This window comes from Acinetobacter sp. UBA3025, assembly GCF_002367915.1.
In the GTDB taxonomy this organism is placed as follows: Bacteria; Pseudomonadota; Gammaproteobacteria; order Pseudomonadales; family Moraxellaceae; genus Acinetobacter.
In genome coordinates this window covers 425-1318 of the sequence record NZ_DFDO01000284.1, presented here as the reverse complement: position 1 = coordinate 1318, position 894 = coordinate 425, and the positions used below count along the sequence as shown (strand labels likewise).

Below are 894 nucleotides of genomic sequence, written 5' to 3'. Positions count from 1 at the left end.
ATATTTCGCAACCAGACCAGACTCAAAAGCACCCAGTTCATTACTGGATGAGACAAACATGCCGTTTACTGCAGCAACCCGGCCACGCATATTATCGGGTGGGTAAATCTGTAAAATCGTCTGGCGAATCACTACTGAAATACTGTCACATGCACCAGTCATGGCAAGAGCAAACAGAGATAGCCACATCGAGTTGGAAAAAGCGAATAGCAAGGTAAAGACACCGAAACCTGCGACTGCAAGCAACATATTACGCCAGGCATGTTGCGTAGGCGGAAAGCGGGTTAGGGCAATCATGGTTATCAGCGCACCAATTGAAGGAGCAGCCCGTAAATAACCCAAACCTTCAGGACCAACTTTTAGAATATCCTCTGCAAAAATCGGTAAGAGGGCAATCACCCCACCAAACAGTACCGAAACCAGATCTAGAGAAATCGACCACAATACAATTTTACTGTTCCAGATGAAGCGGAAACCATCGCCCAGACTATGCAGGACATTTTCAGTTTCAATTTTAGGAAAATCGCGCTTTTGCAGTAAGTTAATCAGAACAAAACAGATGCTGACCAGTACTGCGACAGTTAGAAGACTGGTTTCCCGACCTAAAAACGCCAGCATAAAACCACCGAGCATCGGCCCGATAATTACACCACTTTGCCAGCCAATTGTGGTCCAGGTTGCACCATTGGCATAGAGTGCACGTGGAATCAGAAAGGGTTTCAGTGAAGTTGCTGAAGGATTATAAAAGCCACGGATGGTGCCCAGACAGAAAATGACGGCATAAATTCCCCAAGATAATTGACTGGTGCTGAGGTTTCCTAAGCCATGATAATGAAATAGTGACCAGAGAATGAGAGGCATCGGAATGGCGAGAAATAAACAGATTTTCATAAT

The 894-nt window shown here is 45.2% G+C and carries 1 protein-coding gene; it reads right to left on the bottom strand.

The annotated features are described in order from the left end of the window. Positions 1 to 894 (bottom strand): MFS transporter (locus tag B4J23_RS11940; protein WP_291360884.1); only part of this gene is annotated, 894 nt, incomplete at both ends.